Here is a 25,196-nt window from a genome sequence, read left to right as displayed (position 1 = left end):
CCCGGTGTCGGGGCGCGCGCTTTTTCTTTCAAGGGCCTGCCCGTGGCAGGCGTTGTGTCGGGTATTTTGGGCCAGAAAGAAGCGGCAGGGCCGTCTCAGTCCAGACGCACAGCGTCCGAGCTGACGCGGGATGCGGAATCCCAGCCCATCGTACCCAACCCGTAATAGGCGCCGACAGCGACCACGGCCATGGCCGCGAAGGCGATGAACATTGCTTTCATAACTCACTCACTCCCCAGTTGCTTTTTTCAGATAGGCGATCAGGTCATCGCGATCCTGCTGATCGCGGATAACCTGCATGGGCATCTTGCTGCCCGGGATATAATGGTCCGGCCCCTCTTCGAACAGGTCGTCGATGCTGGTGTCGTCCCAAATGATCGAAGACGTCTTCAACGTCTCGGAATAGCTGTAATCGCTGACCGTGCCGGCCGGACGGCCGAAGACGCCGTAAAGTGTCGGGCCCGCGCGCCGGGCGCTGGACGGGGTCAGCGTGTGGCAGATCGAACATTTGCGTTCGAACTGGCGTTCGCCGTTTTCCATTGTCTCGGGATCGCGCAGGAAGCTTTGCTGCGCATCCGACATCTGCCCGTGTTCATTCAGCGAGGCCACGGGCCAGCTGTACATGGCCGTGTCGAGCCCGCCTGCGTGGATGTTGGCGCCATCGGCCGAAAAGGCCAGCGCCCAGACCGGCCCGCGCAGCGTGGCGCGGAAATCGCGGGCGATGCGCCACTCGTTGGTGTCGATCACCATGATATAGCCTTCGCCATCGCCCACAGCCAATGTGCCGCCATCGGGCGACAGGGCCATGGCCAGGATCGGGCGACGCTCCAGCGTGAAATCGGCAATGGGTTCGGCGGTGACCGCGTCGATCACGCGGGTGACGCCATCGACTGCGCCATAGGCGATCCAGCCGGCGTCCTCGTTGAAGACCATCTCGTTGATGCCAAAGCCGTGGCTGAGCAATTGGCGCAGCTCTTCGCCGCTGCTCAAGTCCCACAGGCGCAGCGTGCCATCGGTGCTGGCGCTGATCAGCCGGCCGTCCGAGGTGAAGGCCAGATCGTTCACGCCCGCCTGATGGCCGGTCAGAAACCGTATTGTGCCATCTTCCCACAGCCCGATGGAGCCATCCCAGCTGGCCGTGGCGATCATGCCGCCCGCACTGGCGATATCCGTCACCTTGCCCTTGTGCTGCGTCAGAACCTCGCCCCCCGGCCATGCGCGCAGGGTGAAGTCATCGCCGCCCGACAGCAGGGTGGGGCCCGCGAAATGAACCGTGTTCACGGCCGCCTCGTGCCCCTCCTGCCAGGCAGGGGTCTCGCCCGTCCACAGGCCCACGGAATTGTCGAAACTGGCGGTGGCGATCTGTCCGCTTTCGGACACGGCGATCCCCATGATGGGGCCGCCATGCCCTTTCAGCGTGAAGAACCCGTCTGCCGCAACAGGAAGCGGCAGACAGGCCAGAGCCATCGCAAAGGCCCTTTTGCGCACGGGCGTTACTCCGCCGGGGTGGCCGAACCGGAAGAGGCTTGCTTTGCCTTGACCTCTTCCACCCAGAGGGAATGGTGCTCTTTCGCCCATTGCTCCTCGACCTCGCCGGAGCCCATGGCGTCGAACGCGCCCTCCATACCGACCGAGCCGATATAGATATGCGCCAGGATCATCGCCATGAAGACGAAGGCCACGATCGAATGCCACAGCTGGGCAAACTGCATTTCCTCATGCGGGGCCATCTGTTCGGGCAGAATGCCCAGGCCAAGCGCCTGCGGAATGCCGGTATCGTTCAGGATCGTAAAGGTCTTGGCGAACATCGGCAGTTCGAACGGGAACAAGAGCGACAGTCCCGAGGCGCTGATTGACAGGCCCATGACCACGCAGCCCCAGAAGATCAGCTTCTGGCCCGCGTTGAACTTCTTGGCGGGCGGGTGCGATCCCTTGGTGAACAGCCCGCCACCCTTGGCCAGCCATTTCAGGTCATGCTTGTTGGGGATGTTGTGCACCGTCCAGTTCAGGATGATGATCACCAGCCCCAGCATAAAGGCCCAGGCCACGTTGTTGTGCACCCATTTCGACGCCAGCGCGAGCGGCGCGAAAGCGTCCTTGCCCAGCAGAGGGATCAGCAGGGGCCGCCCGAACAGGGTAATCAGGCCGGAAATCCCCAGCAGGATGAAGCTGGAGGCAAACAGCCAATGGCCAAACCGCTCGAACCCGCTGAAACGCGTAATGGTCCGGCCGGTCTTGGTGCCGTCAATCATGATACGGCCACGCAGCAGATAGAACAGCACAAGCGCCACGATCGTGCCCAACAGCAGATACCCGCCCCAGGTCGACAGCCACCCTTCGCGGACCTGATACCACCACATGCCACGATCCTGGATCAGGACACCGGCGGCCGGGGCGTTCGTGGACACGGTCACATCCGCCGTGCCATAGCGCAGCGCCAGGAACACGTCGCTGTTCGATGCACCACCCAGCGTGCCCAGTTGTTCGGAAATCCCGGCAGCGGCGGTGCCGGTCTGATCCAGACGCCAGCTGAGGTCGACATCCTCGCCCCGCTGACGGGCCAGGATATCTTCAAGGGTAGGGGCCCCGGAGCGGGGCTGGAATTCTTCGGATTCGGTGGCCGGAGCGGACTCTTGAGCGGTCGCGGCAACGGTCATCATCATGGTCAGGATCAAAGCAAATAGCGCGCGCAACATTTGTTCGATGTCCCTGTTTTATAGGTTGAAAAAAGGGCGGCCCGTGTCTGGCGCGGGCCGCCCCGATTAAGCTGAAGCTAAGGCTTAGCCGCCTTTTTGCTCATAGGCTGTGCCCCAGCCCCATGCACCCGAACCAAAGCCACGGGCCACGACGCGTTCACGATAGATGTTGGCGACAACGTCACCATCACCTGCCAGAAGCGCCTTGGTCGAACACATCTCGGCGCAGATGGGCAGTTTGCCCTCGGCGATCCGGTTGCGGCCGTATTTTTGGAACTCGGCTGATGAGTGGGTCTCCTCGGGACCACCGGCGCAGAAGGTACATTTGTCCATCTTGCCGCGGGAACCGAAGTTGCCTGCCTGCGGGAATTGCGGCGCGCCGAACGGGCACGCGTAGAAGCAATAACCACAGCCGATGCAGAGGTCCTTGGAGTGCAGCACCACACCGTCATCGGTCTGATAGAAGCAGTCCACAGGGCACACCGCCATACAGGGTGCATCGGAACAGTGCATGCAGGCCACGGAAATCGACCGTTCACCGGGTTTACCATCGTTGATGGTCACCACCCGGCGGCGGTTGATGCCCCATGGCACCTCATGCTCGTTCTTGCACGCTGTTACGCAGGCATTACACTCAATGCAGCGCTCGGCGTCGCAGAGAAACTTTGCTCTTGCCATTCTCGTCTCCTCCTTACGCAGCCCAGATCTTGCAGAGAGTGGCTTTCGTCTCCTGCATCTGGGTCACTGAGTCATAGCCATAGGTCTGTGCGGTGTTGGTGGATTCACCCAGCACATAGGGATCCGCGCCATCGGGGTACTTGGACCGCTGGTCCTCGCCCTCGAAATGCCCGCCGAAGTGGAAGGGCATGAACGCGACACCCGCGCCGACCCGTTCGGTGACCATGGCCATAACCTTGACCTTGCCGCCTTCGGGGCCTTCGACCCAGACCTGTGCGCCGTCCCGCACACCAAGGTCATTGGCGTCACGCGGGTTGATTTCGACGAACATGTCCTGCTGGAGTTCCGCCAGCCAGGGGTTCGAACGGGTTTCGTCCCCACCGCCTTCGTATTCCACAAGACGACCCGACGTGAGGATAATGGGATAATCCTTCGAGAAGTCGTTCTTCTGGATCGAAGCGTAAAGGGTCGGCAGACGGTAATCGTGCCGGTCCTCATAGGTGGGATAGTCTGCCACCAGATCGCGACGGCTTGTGTAAAGCGGTTCGCGATGCAGCGGGATCGGGTCGGGGAAGGTCCACACAACCGCACGGGCCTTCGCGTTGCCGAAGGGTGCACAGCCATGCTTGATCGCAACCCGCTGGATGCCGCCCGACAGGTCGGTCTTCCAGTTGGCTTTCGGACCGCCAACCGCGTCAATCGCGGCGCGCTCGTCAGCCGTCAGGTCACCATCCCAGCCCAGATCCATCAGCATCTGCATGGTGAACTCGGGATATCCGTCCTGGATTTCCGAACCCACGCTGTAGACGCCTTCGGCCAGCAGGTTCTCGCCATCGCGTTCCACGCCGAAACGTGCACGGAAGGTGAGGCCGCCTTCGGCCACCGGCTTCGACATGTCATACAGGTTCGGTGTGCCGGGGTGTTTCATGTCGGCAGTGCCCCAGCAGGGCCACGGCAGACCATAGTAATCCCCATCGGCCGGACCACCCACGGCTTTGAGCGTGGTCTTGTCGAAGGTGTGCTGGTTTTCCATGTGCATCTTGAGCCGTTCCGGCGACTGGCCGGTATAGCCCACGGTCCACATGCCGCGGTTGATCTCCCGCAGGGTGCTCTCGATGTTCGGCGTGTTCTCGTCGTCCATCTCGATATTGCGGAAAAGCCGGTCGGCAAACCCGAACTTGTTTGCAAAAAGGCCGATGATCTCGTGATCGGTCTTTGACTCGAACAGCGGATCAATAACCTTTTCACGCCACTGGATCGACCGGTTCGACGCGGTGACCGAGCCATAGGTCTCGAACTGCGTCGTGGCCGGCAGCAGGTACACGCCATCGGTGCGGTCATGAAGCACGGCAGAGACGGTGGGGAACGGGTCGATCACGACCAGCATGTCCAGCTTCTCCATCGCTGTCTTCATTTCCTTCATGCGGGTCTGCGAGTTGGGCGCGTGGCCCCACAGAACCATGGCACGAACCGGGTTGGGCTGATCGGTGTTTTCCGGATCTTCCAGAACACCGTCGATCCAGCGCGACACCGGGATACCCTTCAGGTTTTGCAGCGACTTCTCTTTGCCGTCTGCACCGGTGACTTTCTGGAACCGACCGGCTAGCCATTCGGGATCTTCACCCCAAACGCGGGCCCAGTGTGCCCAGGCACCACCCGACAGGCCGTAATAGCCGGGCAGGGTGTGCGACAGAACGCCAAGGTCGGTTGCGCCCTGCACGTTGTCGTGGCCGCGGAAGATGTTGGTGCCGCCGCCAGAGGTGCCCATGTTGCCCAGAGCCAGCTGCAGAATGCAGTAGGCGCGGGTGTTGTTGTTGCCGTTGGTGTGCTGCGTGCCACCCATGCACCAGATCACGGTGCCGGGGCGGTTGTTGGCCATGGTACGGGCCACGCGGCGCAGCTGCTCACCGGGCGCGCCGGTAACACGCTCGACTTCCTCGGGCGTCCATTTGGCGACTTCTTCCTTGATCTGGTCCATACCCCAGACACGGGTGCGGATGAACTCTTTGTCCTCCCAGCCGTTCTCGAAGATATGCCACAGGATCCCCCAGACCAGCGCCACATCGGTGCCGGGACGGAAACGGACATATTCATCCGCATGTGCCGCCGTGCGGGTAAAGCGCGGGTCGCACACGATCAGCGGCGCGTTGTTCTGCTCTTTCGCTTTCAGAACATGCAACAGCGAGACGGGGTGCGCCTCGGCCGGGTTGCCGCCGATGATGAAGATGGCCTTGGAGTTGTGGATGTCGTTGTACGAGTTCGTCATCGCACCATAGCCCCAGGTGTTCGCAACACCGGCAACCGTGGTCGAGTGACAGATCCGCGCCTGGTGATCCACGTTGTTCGTGCCCCAATAGGCGGCGAACTTGCGGAAGAGGTACGCTTGCTCGTTGTTGTGCTTGGCCGAACCCAGCCAGTACACGGAATCAGGGCCGCTTTCGTCGCGGATCTGCATCATGCCGTCGCCGATCTCGTTGATCGCCTGTTCCCAGCTGATGCGCTTCCACTCACCACCCTCTTTCTTCATCGGGTACTTCAGGCGGCGCTCGCCATGGGCGTGTTCACGGACCGATGCCCCCTTGGCGCAGTGGGCGCCCAGGTTGAACGGGCTGTCCCAGCCGGGCTCTTGCCCGACCCACACACCGTTTTGCACTTCTGCCACGACGGTACACCCGACCGAGCAGTGCGTGCAGACAGATTTGACGGTATCCACCGCGCCAGCAGCCGCCGTGGCCGCGCTGGCTTTTGTCACTGTACCGCCCGTTGCGGCAATCGCGGCAAGGCCACCAATGGCCAGGCCCGATCCGCGCAGGAATGAGCGGCGGTCGACTGAGGTTTCAGCCGCCTGTGACAGGATACTTGTCCGCTGGGGGCGTCTCGCAACCCCGTTGGTCTTTTTCCTCAACATTTTCGTTTCCTTCCTTGCTGGCCAGGTCAACTGGCTCGCTTGGGTCTCTGAAAACCGACATCAGGGCCTATCGCAACCGTCCGTCGGGTGTGCCTTGACCGGTTCTCTGCCCGGACACTGCAATCGTGTAAGCGGTTCGATCAGAACCGCGCGCTGTCCAGATAGGCCCGCGTATGCGCGGTATCCTGGATGCGGGTTTCGGCCACGGGCTCTGCCGCCTCGGCCTCTGTTCCGCTCAGCGCAGCGGCAGCAACAGCAGCAGGGGCTGCGGTTCCGGCCAGCTTCAGGAAGTCACGGCGCGATGCGCCTTCGTCCCTCTTGGTGCTCATGGATTTAACTCCTCCATTTGCGTTTGGGCCCTGCGAACAGGACCGGTGAAAAGCGGCTTACGCCGCCGTCATTCGGAAGGCCTCGCGCTCGATCTCCATGAACACCTTGCCGGCCGATCCGACCGAGGCGTAGAAGACCGAGTTCTTGGCAGCTTCCAAATCCGAAAAGAAATGCCCCGCCCAGGGGCCGATATGTTTCGACCAGAAGGTCTTTTGCGCTTCAAGCGACGCGGGCTCGCCAAAACGGCCGACGATCATGCCAGCCATCATCTCCATCAACGATGCGATATTGTCCTCGGGTTCATAGACATTGGGCGCCCGCGTGATCCCGCGCGCCGCCATGTCGTTGCGCAGCTGCGCCAGCGGTTTTTCATTCAGAAACCCGGTGAGGTAATACGAGGCATAGGGCAAAAGCTCGCCCCGGCCCAGACCGATGAACAGCGCGTTGAATTCCCGCTCTACCGCCTGCGGCTTTGACGCCTTGGCCACACGCGCCATCGCGCCGATGGTCTTGCCCAGATCCGTCTCATCCCCCGAAAGGCCAGCGCATTGGTCCAGCACCATCTGGTCCGGCGGCCCGGCCAGCAAAAGCCCCAGGAAATTATAGAAATCGGCTCTGAGGCGATCCTCGGCAGCGATATCAGTTATGGTCATGTGCTCCCCTTGGCTGGATACCATCGTATACCGTCATGTTTCGAACGCGAAGCGCATCCGGCGCCGGGGCGCTGCGGCATATTGCGTATCTGACTGATTTTCTTGAGTTTCCGATGTGGGCTCGTCCTCTGCCACCAGTTCTGGCGTCTCGGCCTCGGCAGGGGCGGTCTCGGGTGTCTCCGGCGCATCCGCCTCATCGGCGTCCGGTGCATCCGCTTCGTCCCCGGCTTCAAGCGCGGCTTCCTTCGCGGCGGCCTGCCGGGCCATTTCCTCCACATGGGCCAGCATACCCTTGCCCACCTGATAGGCGGTCTGCAGATTTTCGACCACCAGCGCCGCGTCGGTGAAATCTTCGCCGTAATCGACCAGCCCGTCGACATTGGCCAGCACCGGGTTCAGCTTCCACAGCTGGCGCAGCGCACGGCGGCGCAGCCGGTCGGGCACCGCCTGGCTCATGAAGCCGCGCACATCATCGCCCGGCTTCAGCGTCTCGGGATCGGGCAGGTTCAGCTCTGCCAGGATCTCTTCGTCGGATTTCTCTTCCAGCGCCTGGCGTTCCTCGGCCATGCGCTGCTCTTCGACTGCACGCGCCTCTGCCGCTTCTTCGGCCTGCACGGCGGCCTTCCGGCGCGCCCAGAAATCCAGACGCTCGCTCATTGCAGCATCCTCTTGCGGGGCGCGCGGAACACATCGCTGTCCTGACGGATGCGCGCATCGCCCTTGCCGTCTTCCACCAGATCGACGCGCTTGCGGTCGCGCTTGCGTTTGACGAAATCCTCTTCCACGTGATGGGCGAGCGCGAAATCCCGCACCCAGGCAATCAGCCCGTCCGTCATCGGCACCTTTTCGACCAGATCATCGCCGGTATCCGCATAATCCTGCCCCTCGAACGGGGAGGCGGTGACAAGCGTCACCTCCAGCGGCGTGGTGCCATCGGGCGCATCGCGCATGATCACATAGATCGACGGCACCCCATCGGCGAGGTTGGTCAAATAAGCCTCGGTCTCGGCTGCCCACAGCGTCAGCTCCGGCGTGGCCGCGTGGTATTCCACCGCTTCGCCATCGCGGCGCAGTTCACGCCAGTCGGCTTGCGGCGCACCGGGCATAACGGCGACGACGCGCCACGACCACTTGGCCCACCGGGTCACGCCGGGCGTTTTCCGAACGACCACACCCAAGGGCATGGAAATATGCGTTGCGGCTGATTGTGCCAAAGCTCCCTCCGCCGGGTCGTGTCCCTTCGCCCCGGTTCCGTGTCAAAGTATGCCGTAGTGTGCCGACCGGGGCCAAGCCCAAAAACGCAAATTCGGGCCTCTTTCCGGACGCAGGGTCAACTTTTTGAAATAAAATGCATGTTGAATGCATAATATTCCGCAATGCAGCGCGGCTCGGGGTGATTCTTCTGCGGTGCGGAATGACAGAATCACCGCCCGCGCGGCGCGCAACAGGGCTTTACCTTCGCGCGGCCATATGAATAGTTTGCGCCGGCGAACAGGGGGGGCACCGGAGGAAACGGTGTGAGGTGCGATGTCTAAATCGTTGATTTTGTGCGATTGTTTGGGAAGTCAGCAGGTCGACGGCGACGCGATTGCCGATGCGACCGGGCTGGGCTGTTCGCGGGTTCATACCGCACTTTGCACCCGTGAAATCGAATCAGTCGCCCAAGCCATGCAATCGGGCGAGGTGGTGATCGCCTGCCAGCAGGAGCGCGTGACCTTCGAAGAACTGGCCGATGAACTGGGCATCGACGCGCCCGGTTTCGTCGATCTGCGCGACCGTGCCGGATGGTCCGATCAGGGCGCCGACGCGACCCCCAAAATGGCCGCTCTGGCGGCCGAGGCGATGATGCCCGCCGCAGGGGCAAAAACGGTCGACGTGGTCTCGGAAGGGATGACCTTGCTCGCGGGGGCGGCGGATGTGGTTCTGCCCGTGGCCGAGCAGTTGAAAGACATGCTCGCGCTGACGGTTCTGATCACGGATGACGGCGATATGCCGGTCAGCCGCGATTATGACGTGGTGCGCGGGCGGATGGCACGCGTGACCGGCGCGCTGGGTGGCTTCACCGTACGCATCGACGCCTTCCAGCAGATCGAACCGGGCGGGCGCGGGGCCTTTTCGCTGACCGATCCGAAGGACGGCGCGCAATCGCAATGCGATATCGTCATAGACCTGACCGGCGGCACGCCGATGGTGCCCGCACCGCAAAAGCGCGAAGGCTATCTGCGCGCCGATCCGCGCGATCCGCTGGCGGTGGCGGGCATCGTTCTGGCCGCCTCGCACCTGACCGGGACCTTTGAAAAACCGCTCTACGTCCGGTTGGAAGAAAGCCTCTGCGCCCATTCCCGCGCCGGGCAATCGGCCTGTTCCAACTGCCTTGATATCTGCCCCACCGGCGCCATCACGTCCGCAGGCGACCACGTGGCGATCGACCCGATGGTCTGCGCGGGCTGCGGCGCCTGCGCGGCGCTGTGCCCGTCGACCGCGATCACTTATGACGACCCGCCCGTGGGCCATGTGGTCAGCCGGATGCAGACGCTGGCCTCGACCTTCCGCAAGGCGGGCGGCACCGCACCCCGTCTTCTGGTGCATGACGCCCACGGGGCCGAGATGATCCGCCTGTCGGCACGGTTCGGAAGTGGATTGCCTTCTGACGTTATCCCACTGGAATTGCAAGTGATTTCCGGCTTCGGCCATGCCGAGATGCTTGCCGCTCTGGCCCATGGCTTTGCCAGCGTCGACATCCTGCTGGCGCCGACCACCGAACGCGACGCGCTGGATCGTGAACTTGATCTGGCCACCGCCATCGCAGGCCCCGGCAAGCTCCGCCTGCTGGACGAGGCGGATCCGGACGCCATGTCCGACGCGCTCTACGGCGCGCACACGCCCGAACCTCTCGCCACGCCCGTCCTGCCCTTGGGCAACCGCCGCCAGATCGCGCGGCTGGCCGCCCAGGCGCTGAACCCGGACGCATCTGACCCGCTGACGCTGCCCAAGGGCGCGCCCTATGGCGCGGTGCTGGTCGATACGGATGCCTGCACGCTGTGTCTGTCCTGCGTGTCGCTCTGCCCGTCGGGCGCGCTGGTCGACAACCCCGACATGCCGCAGCTCAGGTTCCAGGAAGAAGCCTGCCTGCAATGCGGTCTGTGTTCGAACATCTGCCCCGAAAAGGCGATCACCCTGAAACCGCAGCTCGACCTGACCGATCAGGCCCTGACCCAGGTCGTCCTGAACGAGGAAGAGCCTTGCGCCTGCGTCGAATGCGGTGCCCTGTTCGGCTCGCAATCCACCGTGAACCGGATCATGGAGAAACTGGCCGGCACCCATCCGATGTTTGCCACCTCGGAACAGGCGCGGATGATCCAGATGTGCGACGATTGCCGGGTTCAGGCGCAATATCACAGCCAGAACAACCCCTTCGCCGCCGGTGAACGTCCCAGGCCGCGCACCGCCGATGATTATTACTCAAAGCGCAAGGATCATTGAAATTGCAGGGGCGCGCCCAGATCCGCAGGCTTGACCTGCGCCACATAGGCCAGGATCGAATCCAGTTCTTCGGGCGTGATACGCACCGGGGCGATGGGGGATGGCACCGCCGGATCGAAGGGTTGGGTCAGCCCCTCGACCTGGGTGAACACGGCGTGCGGGCGCAGCACGTAAAAGCTCAGGAACTTGTTGTCCCAGTTGCTCATGGCGCGCAGCACCGCGAAGGACGGGGTGGACCCGATGGAATTCATCGCGTTCTGCGGCCCGATCACGTGGCAGCGCCCGCAATGGGTCAGCGACAGCGCCGCGCCTGCGACCGGATCGCCGTCAAAGACCATCTCGTCCTCTTCCGCCACAACCGGAATGGGCGCGGTGAATGCCGCACCATCCGCGGGTTGAAAGCTTTCCACCGTGCGAATCCCGATGTCGGAGGTCAGCCAGTCGCGAAACCGCGCCTCGCGCGGGTCATCGCCGGTTTGCAGGAAAAACACTGTCTCGCCGCGCTGGAACACGGCCACGCCTGTGCCATCGGTGGCAATAATCATCTGCCCGCCCGCATCCGGGCGCACGCGGATCCCCGTTTTCAGCGAAAAGCGCGGCAGCAGATGTTTCAAAAGCCCGCTGTCAATCACGGCCTCGGGGGCCTGCAGACCCAGATCATCCTGGGCTTGGGCGGGAAGGGCCAGTCCGAGGGCGGCCAGAAGGCTCAGCAAAATCAACCGCATGGCGTGCAGCCTAGGCGGGCAACCCACGCGCCGTCAATCCGGCGAACCACGACACCCCATTAAATCACGGAGACACAAGCAATGGACGACAGCTTCAACATGTCGATGCGCAAATTCCTCAAGCAGGTGGGCGTGACCAGCCAGCAGGCGATCGAAGAAGGCCTGCGCGCCAAAGGCGCCAAGGCAGGCGACACCTATGAGGCGACGGTGCGCCTGACCGTCGATGGCCTTGACGTCGATCACGTTGTGACCGGCACGATCAAAGGGGACGCATAACACCATGGCCACGCGCGATGAGGTTCTGGAACAGCTCAAAACCGTGACCGATCCGGTCAGCGGCAATGATATCGTGTCCACGGGCATGGTGCGGGCGCTGAATGTCGAAGAGGGCACCGTCCGTTTCGTGATAGAGATTGACGCCTCCCGCGCGCAGGCCATGGAACCCGTGCGCGCCGAGGCCGAAGAGAAGGTCAAGGCGCTTCCTGGCGTCGAGAAAGTCAGCGCCATGCTGACCGCCCATTCCGCCAAGGCGCCGCCCGATCTGAAACCGTCGCGCAAGGCCGAACCGGCAGGGCCGCAGCCCGTACCGGGCGTGGACCGCATCGTGGCGATTGCGTCCGGCAAGGGCGGGGTGGGCAAATCCACCGTTTCGGCCAACCTGGCCTGTGCCCTGGCCGCCGAAGGCCGCCGGGTTGGCCTTCTGGATGCCGATGTCTATGGGCCGTCGCAGCCGCGTATGCTGGGCGTCAGCGGGCGGCCGGCCTCGCCCGATGGCAAGACGATCCTGCCCATGCGCAACCACGGCGTCACCATGATGTCCATTGGCCTGATGACCAACGAAGATCAGGCCGTGGTCTGGCGCGGGCCCATGCTGATGGGCGCGCTGGAACAGATGATGCGCCAGGTGCAGTGGGGCGCGCTGGATGTGCTGCTGGTGGATCTGCCGCCCGGCACCGGTGACGTGCAGATGACGCTGACGCAGAAATTCGCCGTGGACGGGGCGGTCGTGGTGTCGACCCCGCAGGACGTGGCGCTTCTGGATGCGCGCAAGGGCATTGACATGTTCAACCAGATGAAAACGCCGATCTTCGGCCTGATCGAGAACATGTCGACCCATATCTGTTCGAAATGCGGGCATGAGGAACATGTCTTCGGCCATGGCGGCGTGAAGGCCGAAGCCGAAAAGCTGGGCGTGCCCCTTCTGGCCGAGGTGCCGCTGCATCTGGATATTCGCATGGCCGCAGATGGCGGTGCGCCGATCGTGGTGTCAAAACCCGAAAGCGCGCAGGCCCAGGCTTTCCGCGACATCGCCCGCGCCCTGATCGCAAAAGGCCAGGCATGACCGACAGCGCCCCCACATTCCCGCCGCTGATGTCGGGCGTGGCCGTCGAAGGGGGGATTGACCCTTTCGACAAGGCGCGCTCGATGGCGGCGCTGGGCTGCGATGCGGGCACGGTTGTCCATAATATCCAGGTCGACCGCCTGCGCGCGGCCATCGTCTTTGCCCCCGAAGTGGCGCTGGAACAGGCCATGGCGATGCTGCCTGTCTGCGGCGTGGGCTTTCAGAACGCGCTGGGCGCGCTGGCCCCGCCCGAGGTGGCCGTGCATCTGGAATGGCAGGGCGGTATCCGGGTGAACAATGCCAGCTGCGGCAGGCTGCGGGCGGCCTCCTCCACCACCGATCCGGGCGCTTTGCCCGATTGGCTGGTGATCGGGCTGGACCTGCCCTTGCTGCAAACGGCCACCGATCCGGGGGCCACGCCCGATGTCACCTCGCTTTATGACGAGGGCTGCGCCGATGTGGACCCCGTCCAGCTGATCGAAAGCTGGGCGCGGCACACGCTGGTCTGGGTCAACCGCTGGGAAGACGATGGCAACCGCCCGCTGCATGCCGAATGGATGGGCCTGCTGCACGGGGTGGGGGACCCGATCACCATGATGGGCCGACAGGGCCGCTTTCTGGGTGTCGATGACCAGTTCGGCATGTTGATCCGCGACGACGAAACCACACATCTCATCCCCCTGAGCCAGGTGTTAGAGGACTGAACCCATGAACCTTGCCCGCGCCATTCATTTTGACGAAAGCGACATGAACGTCTTCCACTCTCCGGCGCGCACCGGGGAATGGTGCATCTCCGGCGGGTTCGAGTTTTCGAACTGGGGCGAAGCCGACCTGACCGGCAAGGCCCGCCAGGCCTTTGCCAATGGCTGGCTGGGGCTGGAAACCTTCGGGCGCGTGACCTTCGTGGCCGTCACCCAGGTCGAAGAGGCCGAGATCGAAGTGCTTGTCAGCCTGCTCGCCCAGCATTTCGTCGATTTTTACGGCGCGCCCTCGGTCGAGGCCGCCACCGGCGTCGCGCGCGACGAGATCATGCATATGGTCGATCTGTGCGACGATCACGACCCCAACACCCTGATCACCGTCGCCCGCGAACTGACCGAGGCCGGCGTGAAGGAAACCTATCGCACGATCGAGGCGCAGGCGGCGGGCCTCGATCAATTCGCCATTCACGGATCTTTGGACGAGTAACACCGCTCCGATGCGCCCCGGACTTGATCCGGGGCCTCCCCCGATACCACGAGGCCCCGGATCAAGTCTGGGGCGTGTCACGCCGTCACCAGACACGCCCAGTCTGATGCACATCGCACCGAAACGCGCTATCTATTACCCAGACCGACCCGACCCGGAGACCCACCATGCCTCTCAACCGGCGACATTTTCTTGCAGCCACCGCAGCCGCCACCGCGCTCCCACGCGTGGCACTGGCCAGCCCCATGGTCCTGCGCGCAGGCCCCGTGACCGCGCAGATCATGCCCGAAGGCGACGGCACCACGGCGCTTTGGGGCTTCAACGGCTCCACCCCCGGCCCGGAACTGCGCGCGCGGGTGGGCGATATGCTGAACGTGCGGTTCGAAAACGGCATCGGATCGGGCTCGGCGATCCACTGGCACGGCATCCGCATCGAAAATGGCATGGATGGCGTGCCGGGTCTGACCCAACCGCTGGTCGAGGCCGGGGCGGAGCATGACTACAGCTTCCGCCTGCCGGATGCGGGCACCTTCTGGTATCACTCCCACCACCGCTCCTGGGAACAGGTGGAGCGCGGCCTGTACGGCGCGCTCATCATCGAGGAAGAAACCCCGCCCGAGGTCAATCACGACATCACCGTGATCGTCGATGACTGGCGCATCGAACGCACCGGCGAACTGATCGAGGATTTCGGCAACCGCCACGATTTCGCCCATGGCGGGCGCATGGGGACATTCGCGCGGATCGTCCCGACTGTCTCGACCGTGCGCAAGGGCGACCGCGTGCGCCTGCGCATCATTAACACCGCCACCGCGCGGATTTTCCCGCTGGAAATCACCGGTATCACCGGCAAGATCGTGGCGCTGGACGGCATGCCGCTGGCCCAGCCGCGCGATCTGGAACGCAGCGTGCTGGCCCCGGCGCAACGCATGGATGTCATCGCCGATGTCACCGACACGGTGCAGTTCCTTTTCCCCACGGGGCAGGATCCGTACCCGCTGGGCGATATCGCGGTCGATGGCGAAAACCCCACGCCGATCACCGCGCCCATCGCCGCCCTGCCGCAACCCCGGATCAGCCAGCCCGCCGCCACACCCGATCACCGCCTGACCATGCGGCTTGAGGGCGGCGCGATGGGCGGCCGCCACGCCGGCGACGATATCTGGAGCCTGAATGGCGTCTCGAACCTTCCCGACGCGCCCTGGCAGCGCTTTGCGCGCGGCGACACGGTTCAGATCACCATCGTGAATGACACGGCCTTCCCGCACGGCATGCACCTGCACGGCCACCATTTCCACGAGCTAGAAGAGGATGGCAGCCCAGGCCCCCTGCGTGACACCACGCTTCTGATGCGCGGGCAAAGCCGCGATATCCTGTGCGTGTTCGACAATCCGGGCAAATGGCTTTTGCATTGCCACATGCTGGGCCATCAGGCCTCGGGCATGAAAACCTGGCTTGAGGTGGCCTAACCCTTTTCGGAAAACCCGCCGTACTGGCCCTGTTTGAAGATCAGCCCCTTGCCCGGACGGAAGGCGGCGCGATCCACATGGCCCACGATGATCGCATGATCGCCCGCGTCATGCAGCGCGGCCAGATGGCATTCGAACCGCGCCAGACATCCCGCCAGAATGGGCACACCGGCCTCGGACCGGCTCCAGTCGAACGCATCGAACCCGTCGCCCGCGCGGGCAAAATGGCGCGCCATCGCATCCTGGTCTTCGCCCATCACATGGATGGCGAAATGCTGCGCCTTTGCAAAGCTCGCATAGCGGCGCGAGGATTTCGCAGGCGCCCACAACACCAGCGGAGGATCCAGCGACACCGATGAAAAGGAATTCGCCGTCATCCCCAGCGGCCCCTGATCCGATTGGGCGGTCACCACCGTTACCCCCGTCCCGAAACAGCCCAACGCATCCCGGAACTGGCGGGTGGTATCGGCATTCGGCGTGAAAACGGTTTCGGACATGTCGCGCGGGTCTCCTTGGCTGTCAGGTGACACGGGCACCGCGAATTGTCCATCGCCCGGGGCGGAAAAGGTCATGGTCTGGATCCATCTGCTGCTCAGCCGCCCAGATAACCCGGCTGGGGCCCAAGGCAATAGCTCAGTTCAGGTCTTCCAGAAGCCGTCCGTGCTTGCGCGTCTCGGCGATGACCGCGCCAAAGGTTGTCAGGCCGCGCGCCTCCAGCATGGGCAGCATGCGGCACAGCACTTCGGCGGTCGCGCGCGCATCGCCCAGGGCGGTGTGGCGCAGCGCGTCGGGGATGGTCACGCCCAGCCGTTCGCCCACCGCATCCAGTGTGTGGGTGGCGCTTGCCCCGAACAGCACCGCTGACAAAAGCACCGTATCCAGAATGGGGTGATCCCAGTTGCAGCCCATCTTCGGCCCGTACCGGTGCAAAAACGCCATGTCGAAGGGCGCGTTATGCGCGACGATCACGGCATCCCTGCAAAAGCTGTGAAAGCTGCGGCCCGCGCTGATCATATCAGGCGCGCCCTGAACCATCGCATCGGTGATCTTGTGCACCTCGCTTGAGGCCTTGGGAATGGGCCTGCCAGGATCGACCAGCGTGTCGAACACCTCGCCCTCGATGATCCGGCCCTTCAGCACCCGCACCGCGCCGATCTGCACCACCTCGTCCTTGTGCGGCAAAAGCCCGGTGGTTTCGCTGTCGAAGACCACGAAACACAGGTCTTTGAGGGGCCGCGCGTCAAACGCGGCCGGGGTTTCGGCATAAAGCAGGTCGAAATCATAAATCAGCGGCCGCGCGGCATCCGGCGCGATCTGCGCATGGGCCGCGTCAATCACCAGCATATAGCCCGGCGCATCGCCCAAAGGTTTCAGCACCGCGTCATAGCTTTGCGCGCCATCGGTGCCTTTCAGCGTCGCGGTCACCTCTTTCCCGGTTTTGATCAGCCGCGCATAGGCGGTCTGCAACGCCTCCGCCTCGAAATAGTCGAACAGGGATGCATTCAGCCGGGGATGCGCCACCTGTGCTAAAACCGCTGCCGATTGTGCGTCATACAGCACGATCTGATGGGCGGGGTTCACCATGATCATCGCCACGGGGATCTCGGACAAAAGCGCGGTCAGCCGGTCCTTTTCAGCGGCCAGCCGCGCGGTCTGGGTGGCCACGCTGGTTGCGGCCTCTTCCGCTGTCTGCGCCAGCTGACCCGCAATCGCATTGGCCGCAGGGGCCAGATCGCCCAGGTATTTCGCAGCCTCCATGTCGATCTGACCGGCCACGCCGCTATGGGCGCGCACCCGCAGCTCTGCCGCCAGCCGTTCGATGGGTTTGGCGACGTTTTCATCGAACAAAAGCCAGACACCGGTGACCAGCGCCAGCACCAGAAACCCGATGATCAGCCCGGAAAAGACATAGGCGTCAAAGAGCTCGGGTTGGCCCGCCCGCTGATATCCGGCGATCAGCCCGCCCGCAGTGATCGCCAGCCCACCCAAGGCCAGCAGGCAGAAGAACAGGAAAATCCGCAGGCGCAGGCTCAGGCCGCTCAGCATCACGACACCTCGCAGCCTTTCACCAGCACCGGATCATCGGCAGGCACGCTCACCCAATTGGCATTCGTGATCTGCCCGTCCGCGCCAAACTCTGCCCCATCAGCCAGCGAGGCGCGCCGCGCCCCCTCGCAATCCAGCAGCACCGACAGCTTGTTGACCGGCGACCAGCGACCGAAGAAATACAGATCGACCATCCGCTGACCGGGCAGGGCCGGGTTCTCGCGCAGGCTGGTCGCATCCACGGCCACGAAGCGGTCGACATAGGGCTTCATCTGCGTCCAGGGCCGGTAAAAAGACTGGTTTTCAACGGTCAGCGCAATCTCCATCCCCTCGGGCAGGTCGGCCGCCGTGCGCTCGTACCAGCCATATTCATTGGCAATTGTCGTTCCGATCATGCCCAAACCAGCCGCCACCGGCACGATCCAGCGGGGCAGGCGGCTGCCGATCAGCTTGTTGAGCAGCATCGCAACCCCGGCCACGGCCAGCCCGGCAAAGATCGTCGCGATCAGTTCCAGAAACATGTCTTCTCTCCTCCTCGGCCTCTCCTCAGACCGTTATGCGCAGACCTGCTGCTTCTTTCTGGCTAAAAATACCCAAAAAGTCCCGACCTCTCCGTCAGCTCAACGCCCCCCGACCATGACCGACGGCAGATTGCATGGTTTTGACCACGACGAAAGCATCGCGCAGGTGGCTGCGCTCGAAATCCGACAGATCCGAGGGGGGCATGAAATTGTCCGGGGCGTGGCCCGCCTTGATCTGCCGCGCCTGATGAGCCAGACGGGTTTCGGCGATCAGGTCATAGGCATCCAGCAGATCGCGCGCGCCTGATGCGCTCAAAACGCCCACGCTCTCCGCCGCCTCGATCCGCGCGCGGGTATTGGCGGGCGTCAGACGGCCCTGAATGGCGTAAAGCCGGCCCAGATCAACCACCGGCACCACGCCGTTATGCTTGAGATCCAGCGTGTTGCGATGCTCCCCCGACCGGATCGTGGCAAAGCCGCGCAACAGCCCCAAAGGCGGCGTGTGTTTCAGCGAATTCGACACCATATGCGCCACGAAGATCGAATTGCGCGCCGCCGCCGCCAGCGTTTCCGCCTGCAGCCCGTCAAAAAGCGCGCTGTCCCCGCCAATAGGCCGCAGGTCGAACATGACCGAGGCCAGCATCTGCGCCATCGGATCTGGCTTGGCGATCCAGCCCCGGAAATACTCGCGCCAGACACGCACCGGCTGGCACCATTGCGGGTTCGTGGCCATCATGTCGCCCGGGCAATAGACATATCCGCAGGTATTCAGCCCGTCGCAGACAAACCGCGCCAGATCGCGGAAATAGCCCATCTGGTCATCGGTGACCGCATCGGACAGCATCAGGCAATTGTCCTGATCGCTCACACCGGTCTGCTCCTGCCGGCCCTGGCTGCCGCAGGCCAGCCACAGATAGGGCACCGGGGCAGGGCCCAGTTTCTCCTCGGCCAGCGCCAGAAGCCGCCGGGTGGCGGTGTCGGCGATATCGGTGATCAGCCGCGTCACCACCTCGTGGCGGTTGCCTGCGGCGACCAACTGCACCAGAAGACGCGGGATCTCGGCGGTGACCTCGGCCATCTCCTCCGCCGATCCGGCGCGCGAGAGTTTCGAGACCAGCTCGGCCGAACTCACCGCCTGAAAGCGCGTCAGATCCGTCTGCGTGACGATCCCCGCCAGCTTGCCCGCATCGACGATGGGCACATGGCCGATATGCCGCTCCATCATCAGGTGCAGCACGTCCGACCCGATAGCGGACGTGGCCAGCGTGATGGGGTCCGGCGTCATCACCGCGCCCAGCGGCGTGTCAAAAGGCAGGCCCGCGCCCACCACCTTGCCCGAGATGTCGCGCACCGTGACGATCCCGGCCAGCTGGTCGCCTTGCGTCACGCAGACCGACGAAATGCGCTTTTCGGCCATCAGCCGTGCGGCCTCCTGCACGCTGGCCTCTGCCGCGCAGGTGGCGGGATCGCGGGTCATCAGGTCTTCAACCCGGCTGGTGGCCAGGGTATTTTGTTGCCCCGCAGCGCCGCGCGATCGGTCAAAGAACCGCGCCACGGCAGGTTCTGACCGCATGAGCGCGTCGAAATCCGCCTTGGGCAGCATCAGAAGCGTGGCGTCGCTTTGCGCCACAGCCGTGGTTACGGCGATCCCGTCTTTCGACAGGCCACGTTCGCCGAATGAATTGCGTGTGCCCAGAATGGACAGCGGGATGCCGTTTTCATCCGACACCTCGATCTCGCCCTCATAGACGATGTAAAGCCCCTCCAGCCGGTCTCCCAGCGCGTAAACCTGTGCGCCTTTGGCCAGCGCGCGCATCTCGAACAGGGGCAGCAGATCGGCCATCCGCGCCGCATCGAGGCTGTCATAAGGATGCACCGTGGCCAGGAACCGCATCAGGTCAGCTTGGTTCAGCGACATCTGTCACACCTTTGAATGGGGCCAAGAAAAGTCCCGCCCAAGGCTGGCCTGGGCGGGACGGTATCAAAAGGGAAGGGGGCCACATGCGCCCCCACACCCAAGGGGATCAGTGCCCGTCGACCGCCGCGCCTGCACCGCGAGGCACACGCACGCTTTCGACCAGATCCTTGATCTCCTGCGGGGTTTCCTTGGTCATGCCCGCGACGACATAGGCAACCGCAAAGTTGATCGCCGCGCCGACCGCACCGAAGGAGGTGGACTTGATCGTGCCCAGAAGCGGATCAGCATCGGTGAAGCTGTTCGTGTCGGGGATGAAGAACCAACCCTTGTGCAGGAAGATATAGAGCAGCGTCACGGTCAGACCGGCCAGCATGCCCGCCACAGCGCCCGTGTTGTTGATGCGGGTCGAGAAGATCCCCATCATCAGCGCCGGGAAGATCGAGGCTGCCGCCAGACCAAAGGCCAGGGCCACGGTTTGCGCCGCAAAGCCCGGTGGGTTCAGACCCAGATAGGTCGCCACCACAATGGCTGCCGCCATGGCGATCCGTGCCGACAGAAGCTCACCTTTTTCCGAGATACCCGGATTGATGGCCCCTTTGATCAGGTCGTGGCTGACCGCCGACGAAATCGCCAGCAGCAGACCCGCCGCCGTGGACAGCGCGGCCGCCAGACCACCCGCCGCGACCAGACCGATCACCCAGCCGGGCAGGTTGGCGATCTCGGGGTTGGCCAGAACCAGGATGTCCCGGTTGAACTTGGTCAGCTCATTGCCTTGCCAGCCAGCTGCAGCGGCGCGTTCCTGCATTTCCGCAGAGGCGTCGTTGTAGTACTGGATCTTGCCATCGCCGTTCTTGTCTTCCCAGTCCAGAAGACCGGTTTTCTGCCAAGTGGCCATCCAGTCATAGCGGGCGTCGTTTTCGATCTGCTCGACCGAAACAGCTTCGCCTTGCGTGCCGTTGGGCCACATCATCTCGGTGATGTTGAGGCGTGCCATGGCACCCACAGCAGGGGCCGTCAGGTACAGCAGCGCGATGAAGACCAGCGTCCAGCCAGCCGACCAGCGTGCGTCAGCCACACGGGGAACCGTGAAGAAGCGCATGATCACGTGGGGCAGACCGGCGGTGCCGATCATCAGCGACAAGGTGAACAGAACCATGTTGAACGTATCGCCATGGTGCAGCGTGTATTCCTTGAAGCCCAGATCGGTCACGATCGCATCCAGCTTGGCCAGCAGAGGCTCGCCGGAGGCGGCGTGATCCCCGAACAGGCCCAGGGCCGGGATCGGGTTGCCTGTCAGCTGCAGCGAGATGAAGACCGCCGGAATGGTATAGGCGGTGATCAGCACGCAGTACTGAGCGACCTGGGTGTATGTCACGCCTTTCATGCCGCCAAACACGGCATAGGCGAACACGACACAGGCCCCGATCAGCAGACCGGCGGTATTGGAAACCTCCAGGAAGCGGCCGAAGGCCACGCCCACGCCTGTCATCTGGCCGATCACGTACGTGACCGAGGCCACGATCAGACAGACAACAGCCACGATACGGGCTGTCTGGCTGTAGAAGCGGTCACCGATGAATTCCGACACGGTGTATTTGCCGAATTTGCGTAGGTAGGGCGCAAGCAGCAGTGCCAGCAGCACATAACCACCGGTCCAGCCCATCAGGAAGGACGAGTTGTCATAGCCGGTGAACGCAATAAGGCCCGCCATCGAGATGAACGAGGCCGCCGACATCCAGTCAGCCGCTGTCGCCATACCGTTGGTGACCGGGTGAACGCCGCGACCAGCGGCGTAAAATTCTGATGTGGAACCCGCACGGGCCCAGATCGCGATGCCGATGTAAAGCGCGAAGCTCGCGCCGACAAACAGCAGGTTGATTGTAAACTGATCCATTGTCCCTCGCGTCCCTTATTCTTCTTCGACGCCGTATTGCTTATCGAGCTTGTTCATCCGCCAGGCATAGAAGAAGATCAGCGCCAGAAAGACGATGATCGACCCTTGCTGGGCGAACCAGAAGCCCAGATCGGTGCCTCCGACTTCGATGCCCGAAAGCACGGGCCGCAGCAGAATGCCGAAGCCGAATGAGACCAGCGCCCAGATGACGAGGCTGATCAGGATCATGCGCACATTGGCGGCCCAATAGGATTTATCGGCCTCCGCCTGACTTTGCGCGGGATTGGTGGTTTGGTCCGCCATCGCGGGCTCCTCCTTTTCCTCCAGTTGCGTGCCGAGCTTTGGGGTCCGGCACCGGTTCCCTTGTTGTTGGCATCGCTTACGGCGATCCCGTTGGCGCAGACCGGTATTGCCGGACTGCGCCTTGTCTTTCACCCTTATGGCCTTGGTGCGTTTGAACTTATTTGATGCAGATCAAACTCGCCTTTAGGCCGGTTTAGGCATTTTCTAGTCCCGCCAGAGGCGGGCCTTCACTGTCCCTCGCGTTGGAGGAGCGGCGCCCGTTGACCGGACACCGAATTCGTCATTTCACATCGCGCACAATCTGCGCCATCGCGCCCGCGATATTGTCAATTTGTCCCATGGCATCAACGGTTTGCAGCACGCCTTTGCCCTCGTAATAGGCGATCAGGGGTGCGGTCTGCGCGTGATAGGCTTCCAGCCGCTGACCCACGGTTTCAGCCTTGTCATCGGCGCGGCGCACCATGTTGGTGCTGCCGCATTTGTCGCAGGTCTCGGGTTTCGCGGGGGCCTTGAACGTGTCGTGATACCCCTCGCCGCACGCGCCGCAGGTGAACCGGCCCGAGATGCGTGTGACCATCTCGGCATCGTCCACTTCCAGGCTGATCGCCGCGTTGATCTTCTGGCCGGTCTCGGCCAGAAGCGCGTCCAGCGCCTCGGCCTGCACCGTGGTGCGCGGGAAGCCATCCAGGATCACGCCGCGCTGCACATCCGCATCGCCCAGACGGTCGCGCAGGATGGCGATGACGATCTCATCGCTGACCAGATCGCCGGCTTCCATCACCGCCTTGGCGGCTTTGCCGGCCTCGGTCCCGGCGGCGACGGCTGCGCGCAGCAGATCGCCTGTCGACAGCTGGACCAGCCCGAACTGATCTTCCAGCAGCCGGGCCTGTGTGCCCTTGCCGGCACCCGGCGGTCCCAACAGGATCAGGACCGCGGGGGTTGTATCAACGGCTGTTCCGTCCATGTCTTGGCCCCTCACTTGTTCGCGCGGTTTTCGATGAGATCATCGACAACCGACGGATCGGCCAGGGTCGAGGTATCGCCAAGCGAACCGAAGTCGTTTTCGGCGATCTTGCGCAGGATACGGCGCATGATCTTGCCCGAACGGGTTTTCGGCAGGCCGGGCGCCCATTGGATCACGTCGGGCGAGGCAATCGGGCCAATCTCTGTCCGGACCCAGGTGCGGAGTTCCTTGTAAAGGTCATCCGTAGCCTCCACCCCGTTCATCAGGGTGACATAGCAATAGATGCCCTGGCCCTTGATCTCGTGCGGGTAACCCACCACGGCGGCCTCGGCCACGGCGGCATGCGCCACCAGCGCGCTTTCCACCTCGGCGGTGCCCATCCGGTGACCCGAGACGTTGATCACGTCATCCACACGGCCGGTGATCCAGTAATCGCCATCTTCGTCGCGCTTACAGCCGTCGCCCGAGAAGTAGTAACCCTTGTAATCGCTGAAATAGGTCTTCTCGAACCGCTCGTGATCGCCCCAGACGGTGCGCATCTGACCGGGCCAGCTGTCTTTCAGACAGAGCACGCCCTCGGTGGGATAGGAGTGAATTTCCTCACCCGATTGTGGGTCCAGAACCACGGGCTGGACGCCAAAGAACGGCTTCATTGCCGATCCGGGCTTCAGCGCATGCGCGCCGGGCAGGGGGGTCAGCAGGTGACCACCGGTCTCGGTCTGCCACCACGTATCCACGATGGGGCAGTTACCTTTGCCCACCACGTCATTGTACCAGTTCCAGGCTTCGGGGTTGATCGGCTCACCTACCGTGCCCAGAAGGCGCAGCGACGACAGATCACATTTCTCGACATATTCAGTGCCTTGACCCATCAGCGCACGAATGGCTGTGGGGGCGGTATAGAACTGGTTGACCTTATGCTTTTCGCAGACCTGCCAGAAGCGCGAGGCGTCCGGGTAGGTCGGCACGCCTTCGAACATCAGCGTGGTTGCGCCATTCGCAAGCGGCCCATAGACGATATAGCTGTGGCCGGTGACCCAGCCCACGTCAGCGGTACACCAGTAGATGTCGCCGTCATGGTAATCAAAGACCAGCTCATGCGTCATCGCGGCATAAACCAGATACCCGCCGGTGGTGTGCACAACGCCCTTCGGCTGGCCGGTCGAGCCCGAGGTATACAGAATGAACAGCGGATCTTCGGCATTCATCTCGGCCGGGGCGCAGTAGTCATCGGCCTCCAGCACCATCTCGTTGTAATCGAAGTCGCGGCCATCGACCCATGTGGTCTGACCGCCGGTGCGCTTGACCACCAGGCATTTCACACTGTCCTTGCAGTGCAGCAGTGCGGCATCCGCGTTGGATTTCAGCGGCGTCTTGCGGCCCCCGCGCGGGGCCTCATCGGCGGTGATCACGACCTTCGCTTCGCAGCCATTGATCCGTGCGGCCAGCGCGTCGGGCGAGAAGCCGGCAAACACGATCGAATGGATCGCGCCGATGCGGGCACAGGCCAGCATCGCATAGGCCGCCTCGGGGATCATCGGCAGATAGATCACAACCCGGTCGCCTTTGCGCACGCCCAGGCTTTCCAGCACATTGGCCATTTTGCAGACGCTGGTGTGCAGTTGCTTGTAGGTGATGTGTTGTGCGGGCTCTTCCGGATCATCGGGTTCAAAGATGATCGCGGTCTGATCGCCGCGGGTGTCCAGGTGGCGGTCGATGCAGTTGGCGCTGACATTCAGCGTGCCGTCCTCGAACCATTTGATCGAGACATTGCCAAGGTTGAAATTGACGTCCTTCACCTTGGTAAAAGGTTTGATCCAATCAACCCGCTTGCCGTGTTCGCCCCAGAACGCTTCGGGATCATTGATCGAGGCGGCGTACATCTCCTCATATTTCGCCGCATCGATATGGGCCCGTGCGACCATCTCGTCCGAGGGCGGATAGGTCTTGCTCTGAGCGGTTTCGGATTGCGCGGTGTTGGTCATCGAGGGTCCTCCCATGACAGTGATCGAGGCAGTTCTTTCCGGGCGCTGAGTACAGATTCCGGTTCAGCCTGAATTTGATCGAAATCATACCAG

Annotated in this window: 24 protein-coding genes; 6 read left to right on the top strand and 18 right to left on the bottom strand. The window is 63.1% G+C overall.

What is annotated here, in order from left to right:
- Window positions 1-95 precede the first annotated feature (95 nt).
- The 9 genes from TR61_RS20510 to TR61_RS09355 form a co-directional block, all read right to left on the bottom strand.
- Window positions 96-221, bottom strand: a complete 126-nt coding sequence (locus TR61_RS20510) for a hypothetical protein (RefSeq protein ID WP_281178066.1) — start codon at window positions 219-221, stop codon at window positions 96-98.
- Window positions 222-228: 7 nt separating this feature from the next.
- Window positions 229-1,467 carry a c-type cytochrome gene (locus tag TR61_RS09390; RefSeq protein WP_050929724.1) on the bottom strand — a complete coding sequence of 413 codons (1,239 nt, stop codon included), beginning with the start codon at window positions 1,465-1,467 and terminating at the stop codon, window positions 229-231.
- A 26-nt stretch (window positions 1,468-1,493) separates the two neighbouring features.
- Window positions 1,494-2,696: a formate dehydrogenase subunit gamma gene (locus TR61_RS09385; RefSeq protein ID WP_050929723.1), complete on the bottom strand. Its 1,203-nt coding sequence runs from the start codon at window positions 2,694-2,696 to the stop codon at window positions 1,494-1,496.
- A gap of 84 nt (window positions 2,697-2,780) precedes the next feature.
- Window positions 2,781-3,374 (bottom strand): formate dehydrogenase FDH3 subunit beta, encoded by a 594-nt coding sequence (fdh3B, locus tag TR61_RS09380; RefSeq protein ID WP_050929722.1) that lies wholly within the window; start codon window positions 3,372-3,374, stop codon window positions 2,781-2,783.
- Window positions 3,375-3,387: 13 nt separating this feature from the next.
- Window positions 3,388-6,282, bottom strand: coding sequence for a formate dehydrogenase subunit alpha (locus tag TR61_RS09375; protein WP_050929721.1), 2,895 nt, complete (start codon window positions 6,280-6,282; stop codon window positions 3,388-3,390).
- A 140-nt stretch (window positions 6,283-6,422) separates the two neighbouring features.
- Window positions 6,423-6,611, bottom strand: a complete 189-nt coding sequence (locus TR61_RS09370; RefSeq protein WP_050929720.1) for a ubiquinol-cytochrome c reductase iron-sulfur subunit N-terminal domain-containing protein — start codon at window positions 6,609-6,611, stop codon at window positions 6,423-6,425.
- Window positions 6,612-6,668: 57 nt separating this feature from the next.
- Window positions 6,669-7,265: a TorD/DmsD family molecular chaperone gene (locus TR61_RS09365; protein WP_050929719.1), complete on the bottom strand. Its 597-nt coding sequence runs from the start codon at window positions 7,263-7,265 to the stop codon at window positions 6,669-6,671.
- 33 nt (window positions 7,266-7,298) lie between these two features.
- Window positions 7,299-7,922 carry a DUF3306 domain-containing protein gene (locus TR61_RS09360; protein WP_050929718.1) on the bottom strand — a complete coding sequence of 208 codons (624 nt, stop codon included), beginning with the start codon at window positions 7,920-7,922 and terminating at the stop codon, window positions 7,299-7,301.
- Window positions 7,919-8,449 (bottom strand): DUF3305 domain-containing protein, encoded by a 531-nt coding sequence (locus TR61_RS09355; RefSeq protein WP_050929717.1) that lies wholly within the window; start codon window positions 8,447-8,449, stop codon window positions 7,919-7,921. The genes TR61_RS09360 and TR61_RS09355 overlap by 4 nt, the downstream gene beginning before the upstream one ends.
- Window positions 8,450-8,792: 343 nt before the next feature.
- Between TR61_RS09355 and TR61_RS09350 the strand changes: the two genes are divergently transcribed.
- A complete protein-coding gene (locus TR61_RS09350) occupies window positions 8,793-10,748 on the top strand; it encodes a 4Fe-4S binding protein (protein ID WP_050929716.1) in 1,956 nt (651 codons plus the stop codon).
- On the opposite strand, the gene TR61_RS09345 is transcribed toward TR61_RS09350, so the two are convergent.
- Entirely contained in the window at window positions 10,742-11,473 is a 732-nt protein-coding gene (locus TR61_RS09345; protein WP_050929715.1) for a c-type cytochrome, read from the bottom strand. The genes TR61_RS09350 and TR61_RS09345 overlap by 7 nt on opposite strands.
- Before the next feature lie 81 nt (window positions 11,474-11,554).
- On the opposite strand from TR61_RS09345, the gene TR61_RS09340 reads away from it, so the two are divergent.
- The 5 genes from TR61_RS09340 to TR61_RS09320 all read left to right on the top strand — a co-directional run bounded on the left by TR61_RS09340 (window position 11,555) and on the right by TR61_RS09320 (window position 15,472).
- The gene (locus TR61_RS09340; RefSeq protein WP_050929714.1) at window positions 11,555-11,749 is read left to right on the top strand and encodes a DUF6494 family protein; all 195 of its coding nucleotides are present in this window, start codon (window positions 11,555-11,557) and stop codon (window positions 11,747-11,749) included.
- Between the two features lie 4 nt (window positions 11,750-11,753).
- A complete protein-coding gene (gene apbC / locus TR61_RS09335) occupies window positions 11,754-12,815 on the top strand; it encodes an iron-sulfur cluster carrier protein ApbC (protein WP_050929713.1) in 1,062 nt (353 codons plus the stop codon).
- The gene (locus tag TR61_RS09330) at window positions 12,812-13,519 is read left to right on the top strand and encodes a biotin/lipoate--protein ligase family protein (protein ID WP_050929712.1); all 708 of its coding nucleotides are present in this window, start codon (window positions 12,812-12,814) and stop codon (window positions 13,517-13,519) included. The genes apbC and TR61_RS09330 overlap by 4 nt, the downstream gene beginning before the upstream one ends.
- 4 nt (window positions 13,520-13,523) lie before the next feature.
- The gene (locus TR61_RS09325) at window positions 13,524-14,003 is read left to right on the top strand and encodes a DUF6505 family protein (protein WP_050929711.1); all 480 of its coding nucleotides are present in this window, start codon (window positions 13,524-13,526) and stop codon (window positions 14,001-14,003) included.
- A gap of 227 nt (window positions 14,004-14,230) precedes the next feature.
- Window positions 14,231-15,472 carry a multicopper oxidase family protein gene (locus TR61_RS09320; protein WP_245626856.1) on the top strand — a complete coding sequence of 414 codons (1,242 nt, stop codon included), beginning with the start codon at window positions 14,231-14,233 and terminating at the stop codon, window positions 15,470-15,472.
- Here TR61_RS09320 and TR61_RS09315 read toward each other — a convergent pair.
- The 8 genes from TR61_RS09315 to acs form a co-directional block, all read right to left on the bottom strand.
- Window positions 15,469-15,969: a flavin reductase family protein gene (locus tag TR61_RS09315; protein WP_050929727.1), complete on the bottom strand. Its 501-nt coding sequence runs from the start codon at window positions 15,967-15,969 to the stop codon at window positions 15,469-15,471. The two genes, TR61_RS09320 and TR61_RS09315, sit on opposite strands and share 4 nt — an antisense overlap.
- Before the next feature lie 136 nt (window positions 15,970-16,105).
- Entirely contained in the window at window positions 16,106-17,518 is a 1,413-nt protein-coding gene (locus TR61_RS09310) for a 3'-5' exonuclease (protein WP_050929709.1), read from the bottom strand.
- Window positions 17,518-18,039, bottom strand: a complete 522-nt coding sequence (locus TR61_RS09305) for a hypothetical protein (protein ID WP_050929708.1) — start codon at window positions 18,037-18,039, stop codon at window positions 17,518-17,520. Before TR61_RS09305 ends, TR61_RS09310 begins: the two co-directional genes overlap by 1 nt.
- Window positions 18,040-18,133: 94 nt before the next feature.
- Window positions 18,134-19,957, bottom strand: a complete 1,824-nt coding sequence (locus TR61_RS09300; RefSeq protein ID WP_050929707.1) for a DUF294 nucleotidyltransferase-like domain-containing protein — start codon at window positions 19,955-19,957, stop codon at window positions 18,134-18,136.
- Between the two features lie 106 nt (window positions 19,958-20,063).
- Window positions 20,064-21,851 carry a sodium:solute symporter family protein gene (locus TR61_RS09295; protein WP_050929706.1) on the bottom strand — a complete coding sequence of 596 codons (1,788 nt, stop codon included), beginning with the start codon at window positions 21,849-21,851 and terminating at the stop codon, window positions 20,064-20,066.
- Between the two features lie 15 nt (window positions 21,852-21,866).
- Window positions 21,867-22,154 (bottom strand): DUF4212 domain-containing protein, encoded by a 288-nt coding sequence (locus TR61_RS09290; RefSeq protein WP_050929705.1) that lies wholly within the window; start codon window positions 22,152-22,154, stop codon window positions 21,867-21,869.
- Window positions 22,155-22,434: 280 nt separating this feature from the next.
- Entirely contained in the window at window positions 22,435-23,118 is a 684-nt protein-coding gene (locus TR61_RS09285) for an adenylate kinase (protein ID WP_050929704.1), read from the bottom strand.
- A gap of 11 nt (window positions 23,119-23,129) precedes the next feature.
- Window positions 23,130-25,103, bottom strand: a complete 1,974-nt coding sequence (gene acs / locus TR61_RS09280; protein ID WP_050929703.1) for an acetate--CoA ligase — start codon at window positions 25,101-25,103, stop codon at window positions 23,130-23,132.
- Window positions 25,104-25,196 lie beyond the last annotated feature (93 nt).

This window comes from Aestuariivita boseongensis (assembly GCF_001262635.1).
In the GTDB taxonomy this organism is placed as follows: Bacteria; Pseudomonadota; Alphaproteobacteria; order Rhodobacterales; family Rhodobacteraceae; genus Aestuariivita; species Aestuariivita boseongensis.
The sequence above is the reverse complement of the archived record's forward strand: the minus strand, read 5'-3'. Positions and strand labels throughout refer to the sequence as shown.